Genomic DNA, 256 nt, shown 5'->3' on the forward strand with positions numbered 1-256 from the left:
GTCCGAAGATGCGAGGAACGCGGCGATGTCGGCGACGTCCTCGGGCTGGCCCCATCGGCCGAAGACGGAGAGCCCGGCGGCAAATGCCCTGCCTCCCGGATCTTGCAGCGTCCCCGCGTTCATGTCGGTATCGATGATGCCGGGCTGGATGGCGTTGACCCGAATGCCGCGGCTTCCCAGCTCCTGCGCCAAGTTCAGCGTGAGCGTGTTGATCGCGCCCTTGGACACGCTGTAGCCGAGCAGATTCGGCAGCGGG

Annotated in this window: 1 protein-coding gene; it reads right to left on the reverse strand. The window is 66.8% G+C overall.

Features of this window, described 5'->3' with window-relative positions; genetic code table 11:
• A partial coding sequence (locus tag NLU14_RS22435) for an SDR family NAD(P)-dependent oxidoreductase (protein WP_275710780.1) occupies positions 1-256 on the reverse strand: 256 nt, incomplete at both ends.

It is taken from the genome of Marinobacter iranensis (assembly GCF_029207565.1).
GTDB lineage: Bacteria > Pseudomonadota > Gammaproteobacteria > Pseudomonadales > Oleiphilaceae > Marinobacter > Marinobacter iranensis.